Here is a 14,573-nt window from a genome sequence, read left to right on the forward strand (position 1 = left end):
TCCGTCCCCTTGCGGGGTGCTGGTACTTAAATTCCTCGCCGTGCAATCCCTTGCGGAGTCTCGCCGAAAAGAGCAGTTTCCGGCGCGGATGAATTTTGAGCCGCACAAGTGCAGTCCATTTGTGCTAAAAAACGCTGTGCCCCTTGTGCTTGTTGGGGCGGCGCGAATTTCTCCTCGTTCATATTGCACAACAGGGTTCGCTTTAAGTCCATTAAGCTTCCATCCCGCATTCACGACGAATCGCGTTCTGCAGAAGCTGAGAGAAGTTAATGTTGTGCTCGCGTGCGAGCGTGTCCATCCAGGCGGGGATGGTGAGGGTCTTCTTGACCGAACGGTTGTCCGTACGGCGCAGGTACGCTTCCTCGTCCCATTCGATGAGTGTGGTGAAGTCGCGCCCATGCGTCTCAATGTCAGCAGGATCCGTCGCGGGCGGAAAGGGCTTCTTGTCCGCTTTGAGCGTATAGAGATAAAGCCCGAGTGCATCACTCGCCATATAGAGCGCTTCGCGCATGGTGTCCCCCTGTGTATAACAGCCCGGCAAATCGGGAAAAAAAACAGAATACCCTCCCGCCTCCGGTTCAGGATGAAAAACTGCAGCATATTGTTCCTGTAGCATCTTATTGCCTCCTACTTCAGACCTGCATCGCGCAGAATAGAATGCAGTATTCCCGGCTTCATATCTGTATTGTGCAAAGGAAGCACAATCGTCTGCATGATTTTATCATGTTTAAGAATGTGATGCGATCCATGTACTCTCTCAATATACCAGCCGTTTTTCTTGAGAATTTTCAGCAATTCCTTCGAGGTCGTGATGATCGCCTCCTCACATCGTGTGTATTCACATTTTAACACATATCAACACGTATATCAATCCCGCCGAATCTTGGGCAGCAGGAAGCCTAGGAGGACGTAGGCGAGAAGGCTGCCCACACCCGTGGAGAGGAGGAAGGGGACAATATAGACGGTGTAGTTCGCGGGGTTCAGCCCCATGAGGAAAGCCGCAACAGGGTAGGCGGCGAGTGCACCGAGAAGCCCTGTACCAAACGCCTCGGCAACGCAGGTAACCCCGATCCGACGCGTATAGTAGTAGACCATTCCACAGCAGAGTGCGCCAATCATGCTGCCCGGAAATGCCATGAGACTGCCAACGCCTGCAATATTACGCAGCAGACTCACGGAGAAGGCAACACCGACAGCCCAGAGAGGTCCGAGGAATACGGCGGCGAGGATGTTGACGAGATGCTGCATCGGTGCACAGCGGCTCCCCATCACAGGGAAGCTGAATATGCCTCCGAGGACAGCCGCCGCGACAAGGATGCCGGCGAGGGTAAGTTTGCGGGTGCGTGTGTCTAGCATATAAATTCGCTCCTCAGATCAAATCCATGTGCCAGGGGGCCGCTGCCTGCGCCGAGCTCAAGCCCAGCGGCGAGTGCACCTGAGATATATGCCTTCGCACGCTCGACCGCACGATCAAGTGTCATCCCGCGTGCAAGATTCGAGGCGATTGCACTCGAAAGCGTACAGCCCGTGCCGTGGGTGTTCTCAGTCGCAATGCGCCGCCCCTCGAACCAACGCGTGCCGGCACCATCGACGAGGAGATCGTTCGCGTCGTCGATGCTGTGTCCGCCCTTCATGAGCACCGCTGTGTGTGCACGTTCATAGATACGTGCCGCTGCCGCAATCATGCCCTTTCGGTCGGTGATTTCCGTATCCGCGAGCACCTCCGCCTCGGGGATGTTCGGTGTGATGATCGCCGCACGCGGCAGGAGCAGTGAGACGAGCGCCTCAACTGCATCCTCGCTGATGAGACGTGCGCCGCTGGTTGCGACCATGACGGGATCGACGACGATGTTCCGCGCATGGTATTCGTCCAGTTTCTCGGCGATCACGCGGATGAGTGCAGCATCCGCGACCATGCCGATCTTCACTGCATCGGGCGGGATGTCGGTAAAGACAGCATCGAGCTGTGCCGCAAGGAATGCGGGCGTGACGGCGAGGATGTCCGTGACGCCTGTGGTGTTCTGTGCGGTGAGGGCGGTGAGTGCGCTCATGCCGTAGACGCCGTGCGCGATCATGGTCTTGAGATCCGCCTGAATGCCCGCGCCGCCGCTCGAATCGCTGCCCGCGATGGTAAGTGCCGTATACATCTTCATCATGTATCCCTCCTCAGAGTTTTGTGATCTTCATATACTCTTTAAGATCATCCCCTGTTATACGATCAATCGCATCAATGATGCGCGTGCGGTATGCCGCATTTCCGTCATACTCGTTCATGTGCGCCCACGCAAGTTCACCCGCAATTCCCATCAAAGCAACGGTCTCAGCGGCTGCCGCGAGCAGATTGGACGACGCAGAGGCATGAGCCGCCGTAAGGAGTGCAGAAAGCTGACAGCCTGTGCCCGTGACTCGGCCCATTTCGGGGCGCCCATTTCGTATCGCATATACGGCCACGCCGTCCGTCACAAGGTCGATTGCCCCAGTGACGGCAATGATCGCCTCCGTGCGTGCCGCAAAGCCACGCAGGAAGTCCGCCGTTTCCGCAAGGTTCTCCTCCGTGATGGCATCCGCCGCATCTGCATCGACCCCCTGTGTTGTGCCGCTCCCGACCGCCAGTGTACGAATCTCGGAGATGTTGCCGCGCACAACGGTCGGATGCACCTCATCGAGGATGCGCAGAGCAGTCTCGGTGCGTAGCCTGCTCGCACCCGCGCCGACGGGGTCGAGTACGACGGGATGTCCCAGCGCCCGCGCACGCTTTCCCGCCGCGAGCATACTCGGGATGGTGCGCGCGTTCAGCGTGCCGATGTTGAGGCAGAGTCCCGCACAGAGTGCCGTGATCTCCTCTGCCTCGTCCGGGTCATCCGCCATGATCGGGCGCGCCCCGATGGCGAGGAGGACATTAGCAACATCATTCACGGTGACGTAGTTTGTAATGCAGTGGATAAGGGGTGCGGCGCAGCGCACCTTTTCGAGGATGGAGGTGTTCATCGGGAGTTCCTTTCTTACGCAATTTTCCCTATATCGTCCAAAGCGCCCCTTCCACCGCTCACGCGGTTCCCCTCCCCCGCTTCGGCGGGGGAGGCTTTGCGCTGCGGCATTTTAGCTTCCTTGTCACGGCGGGAGAGGCTTTGCGTTACGGCTTATTGTTACGGCTTTTTCCCCCACACATGATTCGCAGCAAACGCAAGCACGAGTGTGATTGCCATAGTCGGCAAGGTGCTCCCGACGGGAGTATCGAGCGTCATGAGACAGCGATAGCAGAGGAATCCAATAAACCAGACGACGAGGTTGATGACATGAACAGAGCGAGCAGCTGCATCCTCACGCAGGAGAAAATAGCTCGCAATCTGAACGGCAATCATGGGGGCAAACACCGAACCGATGATATAGAGGAAGCCCGTGATGTCATCCATAGGATAGAGGGCTGCCGCTGCTGCGCCGAACACGGTCACGCCAATACCAACTGTACGCCCCGATACGCTGCGCACAATGCTCTCACTTGAGACGCCCGCCGAATATGCATCAAGGTAGGTCGTCGTCACCGTGGAGAGGATGACGACACCAAGCCCTGCCGCACCAAGCCCCGCATGGAGCATGATCTGCGCGATGTCCGACTCTCCTGTAAGGATCGCCGCGCCCATGCCGATGAAGTACATCCAGCAGCTGACCAGCCCATAGACAACTGCGCTGACAGCGGCGGCAGCAGTCGGCTTCTCCGCCTCACGCGTATAGTCCGAGATGAGCGGCAGCCATGAGAGCGGCATAGCAATCGACAGCTCGAGCGCCATTGCAAAGCTCATCGCCTCTCCTGCGCCAGAGGGTGCTGCGCTGCTGCCCTGCATAATGACAGAGCAAAGAAGCACCGTGAGGAGGAAGAGGCCCATCATTGCAGCAGCATTCACGCGTTCGATGCGCAGGATTCCAATGCGGATCCAGACAATGATGAGCACACCGATGACCGCGCACCAGAGCCAGTGTCCCGCATGCATCGCAGTATTTGCCGCAAGCGCACCGTCATAGATCATGATGCTCGTCCATCCGATGAGCTGCAGGACGTTCAGTGCGGCAAACAGCAGCCCGCCCCGTGCACCGAACGCCATCTTAACCGTCTCCATCGAACTTCGCCGCGTGCGTGCCCCGATAAGTCCCGCAAGGAAGAGCAGGATACAGCCGATGGTATGCCCGACGATAATCGCAATGCCGCCATCTCGAAAACCAAGCGGTGCAAAGAATGTCCCCGTGAGTATCTCCGCAAGCGAGACCCCCGCACCGAACCATATCAGGGCATTTGCGGGTATGTTTGTGTGTTTTTTCATGTAAATTCTCTCCATACAAAAACGCGGCCATGCCAATGACATAACCGCGCTGTGCGTTCATATATCCCTACGTTGGCATTATCCAAATCAGGTTATGGGTCGGGACGCATTGCCCCCTCTCAGCCGACTGCTGTCAGCTCCCCGTATGAAGTTGTATAGGACTCGCCGATAAAATAAAGTCCGTCAAGATGACGCGGCTGAATTTATCAGCGAGTTCTATGATCTCTTACTGTGCGCTCATCGAAAGCTCGATGAACTTGTTGCCAAGCTTCGCCTTCTGCAGGACTTCCTCGGTGATGTCGGCACCTGCCTCAACGATGACAACGCCGTTGTCCATCTTGATCGTGCGCGTCGCCTTCTTGCCGAGCAGGAAGCGGCGGTGACGGTCCTCGTTCACGCGCTCCGCGTTCTTTTCCTCCGCAGGCTCTGCCGCAGGAGCGGGCTCCTCCGCCGGGGTCTCCTCTGCGGGAACCTCAGCCGGAGCCGCAGACTCATCCGCAACGGCGAGCTCCTCGATCGTCGGTTCCACCACGGATTCGGGCACTGCAGGGGCCTCCTCCGCCGGAGCAGGATCCTCTGCGGGGACCTCGGCCGGAGCAGCAGGCTCCTCGGGCGTTGGTTCTGCCACCGGCTCAGCCGCAGCAGGTTCTGCTGCAGGCTCAGTCACAGCGGGTGCCGCCGGTGCAGCCGCTGCATCAGATTTTTTTCCGGCATCGCCCTCCGGGCAGATGACCGTAACTTCCTTGCCAAAGATCGAGACCTGATCCGCCGTCACCTCAGACGTAGAGCCCTCCGGCGTCGTGATCTCACACTTTTCAATGCTGCCGTCTTCACCGATAAAGATCTCGGTGATATTGCCCTGGATGACACCCGAGCGTGTAATCGCCTTCGTGCCGATCACGCGGATATTGTCGTCGAGCAGGGTCTCGAAATCACCTGCCGCATCCAGCGTCAGGATGTTCTCGCTGTTGTTGATCGTAACGGCGTCCTCGCCGACCGCAATGACATTGTCGTAGGGGATGAGCTTGACCCCGCGGTACCAGTCCTCGTCCTCAATCGTGATTGCCGCCACGACGCGGTTCGGTGCATCGATGAGCAGTGTCTTGCTCATGCCGAGTTCGCGTCCCTCGGTTATGCTGATGACCGGAAGTCCCAGGATGTCAACGCTTTTTTTCATTTGTATTCCTCCATTTTACTAAAAATGTCAGATGTTGTCTGCGCATCCGCACGCCGATCCGCTTCCGCGAGCAGTTCTTTTGGAACCTCTCCAAAGGGGAGTGCAGGCGTACCCTGTGCTGCAAGCATATGAGAAACGGCAGCCAGGGCTTTCTGGGAGCGCCGAAACTCCTGTGCCATGGCGGCGTTCTTCGCAATGAGGGGGAGAGCCAGCGCCTGATCAAAGAGCGCCAGTGCCGCATCGTAGTTCCCCAAGCGTTTGTAAAGCGTGGAGAGTTCGATGATGAGATACGGCATATAGGAGTCGTTCGGATACCGTTCCAGCGCCCGCTGATATGCCGCAACCGCATGCAGAGGATCCTCCTCCGCCGCCTCGAACGCCATATCGAGCAGGTCGTCAAGATCATCCGGCAGGAGCTCCTCTGTCATGACGACCTGCTCCTCCGGCACATCCTCAGTCGGATGCAGTACTGGGATATCGGACGGCGGCACCTCCGCAGGTACCGCATCGACAGACGCTGCCGTATACATATCTGACGAATCGGCAGCCAGTGCGCTCTCCTGGAAGGATGGTTCGACAGGGGAGCGACGACGCGTTAGGAGATGGTTGTAGGCTGTCACAAGGAGTCCTGCACCGGCAATGAGCGCTACAAACTTGATATAGAGCGTCTGCGTGAGCGCTGGCCGCAGAAGGATGCTCCCCACGACGAGCCCGATGCTCATAAAAAGCGCAAGGACGATGGCGGAGATACGGATCTGCATCTGCAACACATCTCCTCCCTGCCCCAGGTCATCCATAACGACCATACTCATAAAGGTATTCTAAGAGATTTTCGACATAAATGCGAAAATTCCTGCTTGTTACAGGAAATATAAAAAAGTCTCTTTCTGCCCTTTTTTCATTTCTTTTTTTATAGTATAATGACGGTGACATTCATTCGCGTGCGCAGAGAAACCCGTGCGTGCGAGGGGGAATACAGGCTGATCAACTATTCGGATGGGAGAGGTTCACATGACGCAGGAAACAGTTATCATTGAGAACAAGACGGGCATCCACGCTCGTCCCGCATCGGTGTTCGTCCAGACGGCAACAAAGTTCAAGTCCAAGATCCAGATTGAGGCGAAAGGCAAGAAAGTTGATGCCAAGAGCATCCTCATGCTGATGAGCATGGGGCTTGTCAAGGGCACAGAACTCACCATCATTGCTGAGGGCGAGGATGAGGCCGCGGCCGTGAAGGAGCTGGCCGATCTCGTCAACTCGAAGTTCGGGGAAGAATAATCAAGAAAGTTGGAGAGCGCCCGAGGTTTTGCAGTGTACTGTTTGCCTCGCGGCGTTTTTTCATAGGGGGGTATAAATATGGCGGAAAACATTCGCGGAAAAGGGGTTATCTCCGGCATTGCCGTTGGTAAGGTCATGCTCGCAGGTCAGAACCTCGACGGCTATCTGTCGGCGTACCAGCCTGGCTCGATTGCCCAGGAGCAGAGTAAAGCGAAGGCGGCGATTGTTGCCGTCACCGAAGTTCTTCTCGCGACCATTGAACGTCTCAGGAAAGAGGCGCAGACCGAGCAGGCAGCAATCCTCGAGGCGCACCGTATGATGGTGCAGGATCCCATGATGGCAGACAACATCAGCTCCAAGATCGAGGCGACAGGCAGTGCCCCACGCGGCATCCTCGATGCGGCAGATGAGCAGGCACAGCTCTTTGAGCAGATGGAGGATGAGTACTTCGCTGCACGCGCGGTCGACCTGCGCGATGTTGGCAACCGTATCGCAAAATACGTCCTTGGCGTCAAGGAACCTGAGATTGGCGCGGGGCAGGTTATTCTCTGCGGAGAGGAGATCGAGCCGTCCGTTGTGGCAGGCATGCCCACCGAGCAGATCGCAGGCGTCATTCTCGGCTCCGGCAGCGCAACGAGCCACGTTGTCATCATCGCCAAGGCACGCGCCATCCCGACGGTGCTCGGCATCGGCGACAAGATCAACCTCATTCATGATGAGGACGAGATCATCCTCGACGGCAGCCGCGGCGATATTATCATCCGTCCAAGCGAGGAAGAACGCATCCTCTATCAGAGCAAGATCGAGGAGCAAAAAAAACTTGCGGCACACTACGCCGCACTCAAGGATCTGCCCGCCATGACGAAGGACGGCGTACGCATCGAGCTGACGGCGAACATCGGCACGCACATGGACGTGGACAATGCACTCACATATGGCGCGGAGGGAGTCGGTCTCTTCCGCTCCGAGTTTGTCTTTATGGGCTCCACCACGATCCCCACCGAGGAGGATCAGTTCAAGGCATACCGCCAGGCCGTTGAGAAATGCAACGGCAAGATCTGCGTCATCCGCACGATGGACATCGGCGGTGACAAGCCTCTCCCCTATCTCAACATCGCCCCGGAGGAGAACCCGTTCCTTGGCTACCGGGCCCTCCGCATCAGTCTCGATCGACACGATCTCTTCCTCCCTCAGATCAAGGCGATCCTGCGCGCAGGACTCTACGGCAAGGCTGCGATGATGGTGCCCATGATCATCAGCGTGAGCGAGATCCAGCGCGTACTGAAACTCGTCGAGCAAGCAAAGGTGGAGCTTGCCCACGAGGGCAAGGAGTACTCCGACGATGTGCAGATCGGCATCATGGTTGAGACGCCGGCAGCAGCCGTTGTCTCCCCTCTCCTCTCCCAGTATGTCGACTTCTTCAGCATCGGCACGAACGACCTCATCCAGTATACGCTCGCGGTCGACCGCGGCAACGCACAGATCGCGAACCTCTACAACCCATTCAACCCTGCCGTCCTGCGCCTCATCCAGCGCACGATCCAGAGCGCGCGCGAGCGCGGCATCTGGGCGGGCATGTGCGGCGAGATGGCGAGCGACCCGTATGCCGCCGTCATCCTGCTCGGCATGGGCATCACGGAGCTCTCCATGAGCGCACCGTCAATTCCGCGCGTCAAGGAGATGATCCGCTCTGTCACATCGACACAGGCAAAGGAACTCCTCGCCGATGTCATGAAGATGGAGCACGGTGTCGAGATCCGCGCCTACCTGCACAAGATGCTCGAGGGCTCAGACGCGAGCGCAGGAATCTGAGGAATCGCTGATTGTTGCAAAAGGCACAGACAAGAACGTCATTTTACGCCATACTGTAGGCGTGTGTTATATTTTGAGAGAATTTCCTGCTGCGCTCAGCACAGCAGGAAATTTTCGTTTTGGGAAACGCTTATGAACCTATCCATCGACCAAGCCGCATGCGTCTGCTGCGGCATGTGTGCAGAGCGCCTGCCCGCCGTCTTTCGCATCGACCATGCAGCACGGTCTGCTGTACTGATACGCCAGCCCATACCGACAGAGCAGGACGATGCCCTCGAGGCGGCGGAGGACTGCCCCACAGGTGCAATTATTTCTTCGTTTTTCATGGCAAATCCCTAAAGATATGATAAAATAAAAGGGATTTTTCGATTGTCATTTTCAATGGCGGCACAGCTGCTGCGGAGGGAATCTACAATGACAGAGCTGAAGAAGGAACTGTTCGGCACGATGCCGGGCGGTGACCGAATCGAACTCTATACGCTGACAAACGAGCGCGGCAGCTCCGTCGCCATCACCACCTACGGCGCGCGTCTTGTGAAGTTCGAACGACTCGTCGGGGGAAAACCGCTCGACATCGTGCTCGGCTATGAGACCGGCGAGGACTACGTCGCAGACACCGCCTCGATGGGCGCTGTCGTCGGACGGCACGCAAACCGCATCGCGGGCGGACGCGTCACGATCGCAGGGCGCCCCTATCAGCTCGAACTGAACACGGGTTCCAAGAAGCAAAACCACATCCACGGAGGCTCGAAGGGGCTGCACTACCATCTCTGGACGGCGGAAATCGTGGACGGCGGCGTGGAGTTCGCCGTCGTCAGCCCCGACGGCGAGGGCGGTTACCCCGGCAACTTCGCGGCAAAGGTTGCCTATCGCCTCACGGACGACGATGCACTCTCGATCTCCTACCGTGCCGTCAGCGACGCAGATACGATCTGCAACCTCACAAACCACACCTACTTCAACCTCGAGGGCGCGACTGCGCCAAGCGTACTCGACCACGAAGCACAGATCTACGCCGACGAGTTTACATGGGCGGATGCGGAGTCCCTGCCCGACGGACGCATTCTCCCGGTTGTCGGCACACCGATGGACTTCACGGCACCGCACAGGATCGGTGAGCGCATCGATGCGGACTACGACCAGCTGCAGATGGCAGGCGGCTACGACCACAATTGGGTCCTGCGCGGCGACTTCGCCCCCGAACCGTATTCCCACCTAAAGAAGGCGGCACGCGTCACATCGCAGAAAACGGGACTCGCACTCTCCTGCTACACAACGCAGGTCGGCATGCAGTTCTACACGGGCAACGCGCTTGCGAAAAAGCCTCTCATCGGCAAGGGCGGCATCCCCTTTCCGCGTCGCGGCGGCTTCTGCCTCGAGACACAGTTCTTCCCGAATGCGCCCGCCAACCCGACGTTTCTGCAGCCCAAGCTGCGCATGGGCGAGGTATGGGAGGCGGAGACCGTCTACAAGCTCGATGATGTATGAACACTTCATTAGGACCACGTCATATCTATAGAAATAACTTATAGCAATCCAAGTTTTTTCAATCACCCGTTTATACAAAATCGCTAGACATTTCTATGAAAGAAGGGTAAAATAGTATCTATAGATAAGTTCTGCTCACAAAAATTAAGGGGAGGATGACTAGATGAATATTCATGAGTACCAGGCCAAACAGCTTCTGCGTGAGTATGGCGTGAACGTACCGAACGGGCTGCCGGCACTCAGCGTCAGCGAGGCTGTCACCAGCGCAGAGAAACTGGACGTACCCGTTGTCGTCGTTAAGGCGCAGATCCATGCGGGCGGCCGCGGCAAAGCGGGCGGCGTCAAGATTGCCAAGACGCCTGTGGAGGTAGCTTCGTTCGCCCAGGAACTGCTCGGCAAGACCCTGGTCACCCATCAGACCGGCCCCGAGGGCAAGGTCATCGAACGCCTCCTCATCGAGGAAGCCTCAAAGATCAAAAAAGAATACTACCTCTCCTTCATCGTTGATCGTCAGACTGCAAACATCGTCATGATGGGTTCTGAGGAGGGCGGAGTCGATATTGAGAACGTGGCTGCAGAGACGCCGGAAAAGATTTTCATGGAGTACATCGATCCCGTGACCGGGCTTGCTGCATTCCAGGCAACACGCATGGCATACGCCATCAATATCCCAGAGCCGGCAATCCGCAGAGCGGTCACAATCATGCAAAAGCTATACAGCGCCTTTATTGCCAAGGACTGCTCGCAGATTGAGATCAACCCGCTCGTCCTCACCGAGGATGATAAGATGGTCGTGCTCGATGCAAAGATCAATTTTGACGACAGTGCCCTCTACCGTCACCCCGAGATCGCCGTTCTCCGCGACGAGAGCGAGGAGGATCCGAAGGAGCGCAAAGCAGCCGCCTCCGGCCTCAACTACGTCAACCTCGGCGGCGATGTCGCATGTATGGTCAACGGCGCGGGACTTGCTATGGCGACCGTCGATATGCTTAAGTTCTATGGCGGTGAGCCGGCGAACTTTCTCGATGTCGGTGGTGACTCTGAGCCTGAAAAGATCGCCAAGGCGTTCAAGATCATGCTTTCCGGAGGACAGGCAAAGGGCATCTTCGTCAACATCTTCGGCGGAATCAACCGCTGCGACAACATCGCGAAGGGCATTGTCGAGGCTGCGCACATCGTCTCCAAAGACGGCCATTCCCTCCCCGTCCCTGTCGTCGTACGCCTCGAAGGTTCAATGGTCGAAGAGGGACGCGAGATCCTCCGAAACACCCCCATTGCGAACGTATTCACCTGCCCCACAATGGAGAAAGGCGCCGAGCAGATCGTTCGGCTTGTCGCAGAAGCGCGGGAAAAGGAATAAAGGGAACGGGAGGTCAAGCAATGTCAGTTCTGATTGATAAAGATACCAAAGTCATCGTCCAGGGGATCACTGGTAAGGCGGCACAGTTCCACACGAAGCAAATGATCGCCTACGGCACGAAGATTGTCGCCGGCGTTACGCCCGGCAAAGCAGGTCAGACCATTGAAGGTGTGCCCGTATTCAATACAGTCGCAGACGCAGTCAAGGCAACGGGTGCAACCGTCTCCGTCATCTACGTCCCCGCGCGCTTTGCTGCAGACTCCATCATGGAGGCGGTAGATGCCAAGCTCAACCTCGTCGTCTGTATCACTGAGCACATCCCCGTGCTCGACATGGTCAAGGTGCGCCGCTACATGCGCGGTAAGAGCACGCGCCTGCTTGGGCCAAACTGCCCGGGCCTGCTCACCTCCATGCAGTCTAAGGTCGGCATCACGCCGGCGACCATCAGTAAGCCAGGTCATGTCGGTGTTATCTCTCGCTCCGGCACCCTCACCTACGAAGCAGCGTTCCAGCTCACGAATGCAGGCATTGGTCAGACAACAACTGTCGGAATCGGCGGTGATCCGGTCAAGGGGCTCGACTTCATTGATATTCTAAAGCTCTTCCGTGATGATCCGGACACCTACGCGGTCCTCATGATCGGTGAAATCGGCGGTCATGCAGAGGAAGACGCTGCAAAATGGATCCAGGAGAATATGCAGGACAAACCGGTCGCCGCATTTATCGCCGGCCGCCAGGCGCCTCCAGGCAAGCGCATGGGGCACGCTGGCGCGATCATTTCCGGTGGTAAGGGAATGGCCTCGGACAAGGTAAAGGCACTCAACAGAGCGGGCATTCCCGTTGCCGAGACTGTCGCGCATATCGGTGAGACTATGGTGAAACTCCTCAAAGATCGCGGCATCTACGAAAAATGTCACACCTGCTGAGGCACTTGATAACATAACGAAGTCCCCGCACAGCCGGGGACTTTTTTCGTGCTGATTTTATCTTCTAGGTCTTTTGAACCTGTCATTTATGACAGGTTCAAAAATTCTAAAAGTATGCTACAATGACATTAAGTATGTATGTAAGCGACCGCCATGAAAGGATGTGAATGATTATGAACGGTGCCAAAGAGGGGCGCGGATTCCTCGCACTCCTCCTTGTACTCATGCTCCTGCTCACCATCGGCAGCCCTGCGGCGGATGCCGCCCAAAGCCGGCTGCGCGGTACGACGACCGTCACGGCGAGCGATCTGCTCGCAAAGCCCGCGCAGCGCGCGTACATTGTTGACACGGCGGGTATGGTCTCGGCCGAGGATGCCGCGCAGATCGCGAAGATCGGAGCGGAGCTGCGCAGCAAAACAAAGGCGGAAGTCGTCGTCGTCACCGTACCGACGCTCGGCGACACGGACATCGAGTCGTACGCGAACGACCTCTTTCGCAGCTGGGGCATCGGCGACGCGCGGCTGAACAACGGTGTCCTCCTGCTCATCGCCAAGGATGACCGCGCATTCCGCATCGAGGTCGGCTACGGTCTCGAGGGCGCCATCACGGACGGCTACGCCGGCAGTGTCCTCGACGCGATGAAGGGAGAGTTCCGCAAGGAAAACTACTCTCCCGCGATCCTGCAGGCGTATATCACGCTCGCACAAAAGGCAGCTGCGGAGTACGGCGTTGGCCTCGAAAGCCTTGGTGCCGCCCTCGGGATCCCCGCGAAACCCACGCATTTGGGCAGCGTAGCAGACTTTGGCGAAATGCTGATGCCGGAGGATGCGACAGCGATTGAGCGGATGGGCGGCGATCTCACGAACGCGGCCGATGTACAGATGATTGTTGTCACCATGCCGACGCTCAAAGGCGTGGATGCAAGGCGGTTTGCGCAGCAGCTCTTTGCCGACTGGCAGCTGAAGGATGCGGCTCACGGGAACACAGCGCTGCTCTTTATCGCAAAGGAGGAGCGCGAGGTGTTCTTCCTATTCGGGTCTGCCCTGACCGAGATGGAGCAGGAGCACGACACGACCTACGCCGTCAACCGCATTCGCTCCGAGTTCCCCTTTGACAAGGACGATATTTCCGAGGAGGTCCGAAAGGGCTACGCCACAGTCGGCGCACGGCTGTGCGAGAAAGCGCATGTCGCCGTGCCGGACTCCGTCGACGAGGGCGGCAGTGAACCCTTCTACGTCTACATCTTCGGCTTCCTCATCTTCATCCCGCTCCTCCTGCTCCTCCTCTGGATTGTGGGGCAGGTATTCGGGCTTGCCTTCTTCTCGCTGGCCGCTCTGTTGAACCTCCTCAGCTCCGGAAAATACGGCAACATGGGCGGTGGATCGGGCAGTGGCAGATATGATGAGGATGACCGCCCAACCTATCGCAGCGGCGGTGGCTCCTCGGGCGGCGGCGGCTACGGCGGAGGCTCCTCGGGCGGCGGCGGTGCGTCAGGCAATTGGTAGTTGAAGGCTACTATGCTCAATCCCAAAGCCTCCCCTGCCAAAGCGGGGGAGGGGGACCGTGCGGCAGCACGGTGGAAGGGGCGCCTTGAGCGATCTAGGCTGCATTACACGAAAGGAAGTTTTTACGATGAACAACAAGGGCTTTATCTCCGTCGGGGTCGTCATTCTCGTCGTCATCCTCATCGCCCTCGGCGGCTTCTTCTCTCTCTATAACGGACTGAAGGAGGCAGAGATCCGCGTCGACGCCTCCTACGGACAGGTCGAGAACCAGATGCAGCGGCGCAGCGACCTCATCCCGAATCTCGTGAACACGGTCAAGGGCTATGACGTACACGAAAAAACCATCATCGAGGAGGTTGTAAATGCGCGTGCCAAACTTGCGGGTGCGCAGGGCGTGGAGCAGATGGACGCGGCGAACGCAGAGCTGACGGGTGCACTTGGCCGCCTCTTTGCCATCGCGGAGGCCTATCCCGATCTCAAGGCAAACACGCAGTATCTCGAGCTGATGCGTGAGCTGTCCGGCTCCGAGAACCGCATCGCCGTCGCACGCCGCGACTACAACGAGGCAGTGCGCGAGTACAACGTCCGCATCTCGACCTTCCCCGGCATGTTCCTCGCGGGCTTCATGGGCATGACGCAAAAGCCCCAATTCAAAGCAAAGGAGGGCGCGGACGCCGTCCCCGAGGTGAAGTTCTGATGTAATTTCGAACC

Annotated in this window: 17 protein-coding genes and 1 riboswitch; of the genes, 8 read left to right on the forward strand and 9 right to left on the reverse strand. The window is 57.7% G+C overall.

The window, feature by feature from the left end; translation table 11 throughout:
- Window positions 1-26: 26 nt before the first annotated feature.
- From HMPREF1992_RS07360 to HMPREF1992_RS07400, 9 genes are all read right to left on the reverse strand, one after another.
- Window positions 27-182, reverse strand: coding sequence for a hypothetical protein (locus tag HMPREF1992_RS07360; protein WP_021685252.1), 156 nt, complete (start codon window positions 180-182; stop codon window positions 27-29).
- A gap of 29 nt (window positions 183-211) precedes the next feature.
- A complete protein-coding gene (locus tag HMPREF1992_RS07365; protein ID WP_021685253.1) occupies window positions 212-616 on the reverse strand; it encodes a type II toxin-antitoxin system HicB family antitoxin in 405 nt (134 codons plus the stop codon).
- An 11-nt stretch (window positions 617-627) separates the two neighbouring features.
- On the reverse strand, window positions 628-852 hold the full coding sequence (locus HMPREF1992_RS07370) for a type II toxin-antitoxin system HicA family toxin (RefSeq protein WP_021685254.1): 225 nt from the start codon (window positions 850-852) through the stop codon (window positions 628-630).
- 15 nt (window positions 853-867) lie between these two features.
- Window positions 868-1,356, reverse strand: a complete 489-nt coding sequence (gene thiW / locus HMPREF1992_RS07375; RefSeq protein ID WP_021685255.1) for an energy coupling factor transporter S component ThiW — start codon at window positions 1,354-1,356, stop codon at window positions 868-870.
- Window positions 1,350-2,156, reverse strand: coding sequence for a bifunctional hydroxymethylpyrimidine kinase/phosphomethylpyrimidine kinase (gene thiD / locus HMPREF1992_RS07380; protein ID WP_021685256.1), 807 nt, complete (start codon window positions 2,154-2,156; stop codon window positions 1,350-1,352). The genes thiW and thiD overlap by 7 nt, the downstream gene beginning before the upstream one ends.
- 10 nt (window positions 2,157-2,166) lie before the next feature.
- Entirely contained in the window at window positions 2,167-2,988 is an 822-nt protein-coding gene (thiM, locus tag HMPREF1992_RS07385; RefSeq protein WP_021685257.1) for a hydroxyethylthiazole kinase, read from the reverse strand.
- A gap of 158 nt (window positions 2,989-3,146) precedes the next feature.
- Window positions 3,147-4,316: a putative hydroxymethylpyrimidine transporter CytX gene (gene cytX, locus HMPREF1992_RS07390; protein ID WP_037359009.1), complete on the reverse strand. Its 1,170-nt coding sequence runs from the start codon at window positions 4,314-4,316 to the stop codon at window positions 3,147-3,149.
- A 45-nt stretch (window positions 4,317-4,361) separates the two neighbouring features.
- Window positions 4,362-4,470: riboswitch (TPP riboswitch) on the reverse strand.
- 72 nt (window positions 4,471-4,542) lie between these two features.
- Window positions 4,543-5,493, reverse strand: coding sequence for a PRC-barrel domain-containing protein (locus HMPREF1992_RS07395; RefSeq protein ID WP_021685259.1), 951 nt, complete (start codon window positions 5,491-5,493; stop codon window positions 4,543-4,545).
- Entirely contained in the window at window positions 5,490-6,260 is a 771-nt protein-coding gene (locus HMPREF1992_RS07400) for a conjugal transfer protein TraD (RefSeq protein WP_037359011.1), read from the reverse strand. The genes HMPREF1992_RS07395 and HMPREF1992_RS07400 overlap by 4 nt, the downstream gene beginning before the upstream one ends.
- A 244-nt stretch (window positions 6,261-6,504) precedes the next feature.
- Here HMPREF1992_RS07400 and HMPREF1992_RS07405 point away from each other — a divergent pair, with 244 nt between their 5' ends.
- The 8 genes from HMPREF1992_RS07405 (at window position 6,505) to HMPREF1992_RS07445 (ending at window position 14,559) form a co-directional block, all read left to right on the forward strand.
- Window positions 6,505-6,771 (forward strand): HPr family phosphocarrier protein, encoded by a 267-nt coding sequence (locus HMPREF1992_RS07405; RefSeq protein WP_037359014.1) that lies wholly within the window; start codon window positions 6,505-6,507, stop codon window positions 6,769-6,771.
- Between the two features lie 78 nt (window positions 6,772-6,849).
- Window positions 6,850-8,583 (forward strand): phosphoenolpyruvate--protein phosphotransferase, encoded by a 1,734-nt coding sequence (ptsP, locus tag HMPREF1992_RS07410; protein WP_021685263.1) that lies wholly within the window; start codon window positions 6,850-6,852, stop codon window positions 8,581-8,583.
- A 132-nt stretch (window positions 8,584-8,715) separates the two neighbouring features.
- Window positions 8,716-8,922 (forward strand): ferredoxin, encoded by a 207-nt coding sequence (locus HMPREF1992_RS07415; protein ID WP_021685264.1) that lies wholly within the window; start codon window positions 8,716-8,718, stop codon window positions 8,920-8,922.
- A gap of 75 nt (window positions 8,923-8,997) precedes the next feature.
- Window positions 8,998-10,071 carry an aldose epimerase family protein gene (locus HMPREF1992_RS07420; RefSeq protein WP_037359017.1) on the forward strand — a complete coding sequence of 358 codons (1,074 nt, stop codon included), beginning with the start codon at window positions 8,998-9,000 and terminating at the stop codon, window positions 10,069-10,071.
- Window positions 10,072-10,234: 163 nt separating this feature from the next.
- Window positions 10,235-11,431, forward strand: a complete 1,197-nt coding sequence (sucC, locus tag HMPREF1992_RS07425) for an ADP-forming succinate--CoA ligase subunit beta (RefSeq protein WP_021685266.1) — start codon at window positions 10,235-10,237, stop codon at window positions 11,429-11,431.
- 20 nt (window positions 11,432-11,451) lie between these two features.
- The gene (sucD, locus tag HMPREF1992_RS07430; RefSeq protein WP_021685267.1) at window positions 11,452-12,357 is read left to right on the forward strand and encodes a succinate--CoA ligase subunit alpha; all 906 of its coding nucleotides are present in this window, start codon (window positions 11,452-11,454) and stop codon (window positions 12,355-12,357) included.
- A 173-nt stretch (window positions 12,358-12,530) separates the two neighbouring features.
- The gene (locus tag HMPREF1992_RS10970) at window positions 12,531-13,862 is read left to right on the forward strand and encodes a YgcG family protein (protein WP_051290505.1); all 1,332 of its coding nucleotides are present in this window, start codon (window positions 12,531-12,533) and stop codon (window positions 13,860-13,862) included.
- Between the two features lie 127 nt (window positions 13,863-13,989).
- The gene (locus HMPREF1992_RS07445) at window positions 13,990-14,559 is read left to right on the forward strand and encodes a LemA family protein (protein ID WP_021685269.1); all 570 of its coding nucleotides are present in this window, start codon (window positions 13,990-13,992) and stop codon (window positions 14,557-14,559) included.
- The last annotated feature ends 14 nt before the right edge of the window (window positions 14,560-14,573 follow it).

This window comes from Selenomonas sp. oral taxon 892 str. F0426, from assembly GCF_000468035.1.
Taxonomy (GTDB): domain Bacteria; phylum Bacillota; class Negativicutes; order Selenomonadales; family Selenomonadaceae; genus Centipeda.

Bases quoted from the DNA above. Each gene is read 5' to 3' on its own strand.
- HMPREF1992_RS07360 (WP_021685252.1), bottom strand. From the start codon at position 182: ATGAACGAGGAGAAATTCGCGCCGCCCCAACAAGCACAAGGGGCACAG.
- HMPREF1992_RS07365 (WP_021685253.1), bottom strand. From the start codon at position 616: ATGCTACAGGAACAATATGCTGCAGTTTTTCATCCTGAACCGGAGGCG.
- thiW (WP_021685255.1), bottom strand. From the start codon at position 1,356: ATGCTAGACACACGCACCCGCAAACTTACCCTCGCCGGCATCCTTGTC.
- thiD (WP_021685256.1), bottom strand. From the start codon at position 2,156: ATGATGAAGATGTATACGGCACTTACCATCGCGGGCAGCGATTCGAGC.
- thiM (WP_021685257.1), bottom strand. From the start codon at position 2,988: ATGAACACCTCCATCCTCGAAAAGGTGCGCTGCGCCGCACCCCTTATC.
- cytX (WP_037359009.1), bottom strand. From the start codon at position 4,316: ATGAAAAAACACACAAACATACCCGCAAATGCCCTGATATGGTTCGGT.
- HMPREF1992_RS07395 (WP_021685259.1), bottom strand. From the start codon at position 5,493: ATGAAAAAAAGCGTTGACATCCTGGGACTTCCGGTCATCAGCATAACC.
- HMPREF1992_RS07405 (WP_037359014.1), top strand. From the start codon at position 6,505: ATGACGCAGGAAACAGTTATCATTGAGAACAAGACGGGCATCCACGCT.
- ptsP (WP_021685263.1), top strand. From the start codon at position 6,850: ATGGCGGAAAACATTCGCGGAAAAGGGGTTATCTCCGGCATTGCCGTT.
- HMPREF1992_RS07415 (WP_021685264.1), top strand. From the start codon at position 8,716: ATGAACCTATCCATCGACCAAGCCGCATGCGTCTGCTGCGGCATGTGT.
- HMPREF1992_RS07420 (WP_037359017.1), top strand. From the start codon at position 8,998: ATGACAGAGCTGAAGAAGGAACTGTTCGGCACGATGCCGGGCGGTGAC.
- sucC (WP_021685266.1), top strand. From the start codon at position 10,235: ATGAATATTCATGAGTACCAGGCCAAACAGCTTCTGCGTGAGTATGGC.
- sucD (WP_021685267.1), top strand. From the start codon at position 11,452: ATGTCAGTTCTGATTGATAAAGATACCAAAGTCATCGTCCAGGGGATC.
- HMPREF1992_RS10970 (WP_051290505.1), top strand. From the start codon at position 12,531: ATGAACGGTGCCAAAGAGGGGCGCGGATTCCTCGCACTCCTCCTTGTA.
- HMPREF1992_RS07445 (WP_021685269.1), top strand. From the start codon at position 13,990: ATGAACAACAAGGGCTTTATCTCCGTCGGGGTCGTCATTCTCGTCGTC.